We start from the raw sequence: 3,052 nt of genomic DNA, 5'->3' as shown, positions 1-3,052 counted from the left end.
TCAATTGCGCGCCAGATGGCCCAAGCTCGGCGCCTGCATGGACGATACCGAGCACGTCGTGCTCGCCTACATGTGCTTCCCCGAGCAGCACCGGGTCAAGCTTCACAGCACCAACCCGCTGGAACGCCTGAACAAGGAAGTCAAGCGCCGCGCCCATGTTGTCGGCATCTTCCCCAACGAGGACAGCATCATCCGCCTCGGCGGTGCCGTCCTGCTCGAGCAGAACCATGAATACCAGCTCCAGCACGGCTAGATGCAGATCGAGGGCATGGCCCCCCTTGCCACACCCATAAGCGAGGAGGTTCAGCCGCTACAGATTACACCCAAGGCCGCCTGAAAATGCAGCCCGATGGCCAGCACCGAAATTACACCACATTGACGGACGTGACCCCGCAACACTCGTCCGAACGTTAGAGTACCTTCGAAAAAGCAGGTCCGAGTCCGGCCATTCGAAGAACCGTGGCTCTAACTCCCGCATCAAGTCGGATATTTTCTCGACGCGTTCTAAAGCGCGATGCACCTCTGGTAAAACCACCCACTCCTCGATCACGCCTCTGACGTGCTGACGCTTAAAGGCCATCGAGACAATCGAATGCCGATACGGATTGCCCTCTTCATCCCGCTTCACTCGCGCAGAACCGCGCCTGATCGCCTGCACTTCGCAATCCCTCATCCCGGATAAGTAGGCAGTGACTATGTAAGCTGCTGTCACAAATAGATGTATCTGCTCATACCGAAAGCGATCTCTATGTTTGTCCGAACGCCAACTGACATTTGTACCGGGGATGCAGGCGCAGCCTGTCGTTGGACGGATAACAGATGCTCGATCTCCTCGGGCAATACGCAAAACATCTTCGAAAGCGACATCGACATAAAGCAGGGCCCATCTGAGCATCGGATCCATGATCGATCGCGGCACGCGGTTTGTCGTGTTAACGAAGGTCTGCTCTCTTTTGCCAAGCACTTCGTTCGCTTCGCGATCTCTCCAAGGCCCCTCTGCAGGCATATCTACGTCGAGATAATCCCGATATATGTGAAGGCGCTTCGGAACTGAGGAGGCCCTCACTCTGCTGGGGTGCGATTGGCCCCGAAAGAGAGCCATCCACGCGTCGTTATCTGAATCCCTGATGTTAGCGAGGCCAACGCCCCTGTTCTTCATAAAACGAAGGTATCTCAACAGTCGCTTCGCCTCTCGGCGAACTCTAGCCGGCGGAACTGCGGCGAGATTAGTCGCCACGCAACTATGATCAAAATTCATGCATAACCATGAATAGGCCCATATTAATTCAGCATATTCAATAGGATAGTCCTCGAATCTCACTTTCCGGTCATGGGTTGGAACATTTGTCCTCGCGATTCCTGGAGTAAGATCCCACTCTTTGTCACCCTTGATGCTGAGCTGATCGGCAGGCTCCCCTGGGTCCAGATAGTTTTTCGGGATGACGGGAAGAGACGGATCGATTTTGAGACCTAGCTTCGCCGCAGCCACCTCTGTCACGCCATCAGTCATGCCGAAAGTCCAATCACCGCCGGAATGAATAGTTCAGGGTCGTCGTCGAGACTGTCTCCTTGAATAATCTTCGAAGCTCCAGAAATCTGCGCCTCGCTAAACCTGGGAAGTATCTGTTTGGTCAAGCGATACCAATCCTCCGCATAGAGCGCTGCCCACTCTTCGTCGCCGACCTCAGTTCGCCGATCGGATAAAATACCTTTAAAGCGCAATAGATTGGGGAGCTTGCGGGCGGTGAATACGCTGTTGGGGCAGTGCAAGCACTCGGTGAATGGCGTAGGGCAATCCTCTCCCTTGGCGCCATATGGACTTGCAGAGAAGTCCAAGCAGCCGGCTAGCCAGACATCCTCTTCACCATCAATGACAGCGAGACAGGTGGCCACGCTGAAGCCTGTTGCTTGACTTAGCTGTTCAGCCTCCGATTCCCTATTCGATAGATCTGGCAGAACGCGATGGTCACAATCCGACAAAGCGCGCCTAAAAGCACTGGCGACAGCTTCGTCGTGCATCTCAGCAAGCGCTGGAAGATTTGCATAGTGGTCCCGGGCAACGTTTTTACTATTGTCGTCAGCGATAGCGTTGACATCGCCGCCACTTCTCAAATATTTTACCGCTTTGACTGTCTTACGGAATCTTGATGGCTGGATCGCATCTAGAACGTCGCCATTATCATTGGTAATTTTGTTGCGATCACAAAACGCTACCCAAGGATGGCTCTTAGTATCGAAAAAATCGCAAGCGTGTACTCCAGAACCTCTGAAAACACCCAGCCATAATTTTCTTGCATCTTGATGTCCGTGCTTCGAAAGTATTTGGCTTGCTAGATCTGTTATCTCCAAAACAGCTCTGATCAATCCGCCCGGGGTTTCCAAGCTTCCATCCTTGACAGTGCGTGATAGGAGTTTCTTAGAATTTCTGTTCTTTCTGTAGAATATATCTATCGTACCACCTTCTGAGTTCCTCAGGCATTCACGATCCAGCTCTTTCAATGAACCCAAGTCTATGTCGCACATGAGGGCCAGCTTAAACAGGAAGCTCGTCAGCTGGTGAGTGGTGGGGACAAAAGACGCTACAAGCTTTTCAATGCTCTTGCGGTTCTCAATGGGCGTCGGCGACGGAGCAACGCTGCCTAACTGCCGCCGCCTTGAGATTTGGAATGCAGCAAAAAGAGAGACTGCCCATTGTACCAAACCACCATATCTAGCATGGGTCGTGATCGTCCGTTTGTGCACGAGTTTCCCGAGTCCAAGGCGCGGATCTTCCCACTCTTCCAGAAATTTAGCTGTCGAAGCTTCATCTCCGAGTTGTAGGGCTTGCTCTCCCAGAACGGCGGCCTCAAGGTATTCGATCTTGCGGATCAGCATTTTCGAATGGGCCCTGTTCGGATGCCCGGGGAATCTTCTAGGTTTCGTGGACAAAGGTTGACAGCAGGATCGGGCGTTGATTCAAGGCTGCCTTTTGGAGGTGGCGTTGGGCGAGCGTATTGGGCTGACGGAGGACGAGTGGGGGATCATCGGCACATTACTGCCATCTGAGCGTGGT

2 protein-coding genes and 1 pseudogene are annotated in these 3,052 nt (G+C 53.1%); 1 reads left to right on the top strand and 2 read right to left on the bottom strand.

Annotated features, from left to right (window positions below; all coding sequences use genetic code 11):
- A pseudogene (locus tag AC13EK_RS00240) lies at positions 1 to 337 on the top strand (transposase); the annotation flags it as partial.
- On the opposite strand, the gene AC13EK_RS00235 reads toward AC13EK_RS00240, so the two are convergent.
- Positions 311 to 1,510 carry a hypothetical protein gene (locus AC13EK_RS00235; RefSeq protein ID WP_483021947.1) on the bottom strand — a complete coding sequence of 400 codons (1,200 nt, stop codon included), beginning with the start codon at positions 1,508 to 1,510 and terminating at the stop codon, positions 311 to 313. The pseudogene AC13EK_RS00240 and the gene AC13EK_RS00235 sit on opposite strands and share 27 nt — an antisense overlap.
- Entirely contained in the window at positions 1,507 to 2,874 is a 1,368-nt protein-coding gene (locus tag AC13EK_RS00230) for a hypothetical protein (protein ID WP_069335501.1), read from the bottom strand. Before AC13EK_RS00230 ends, AC13EK_RS00235 begins: the two co-directional genes overlap by 4 nt.
- Positions 2,875 to 3,052: the final 178 nt, after the last annotated feature.

The organism is Sphingobium sp. L-44, assembly GCF_056859495.1.
This window is presented reverse-complemented; position numbering and strand designations above follow the sequence as displayed.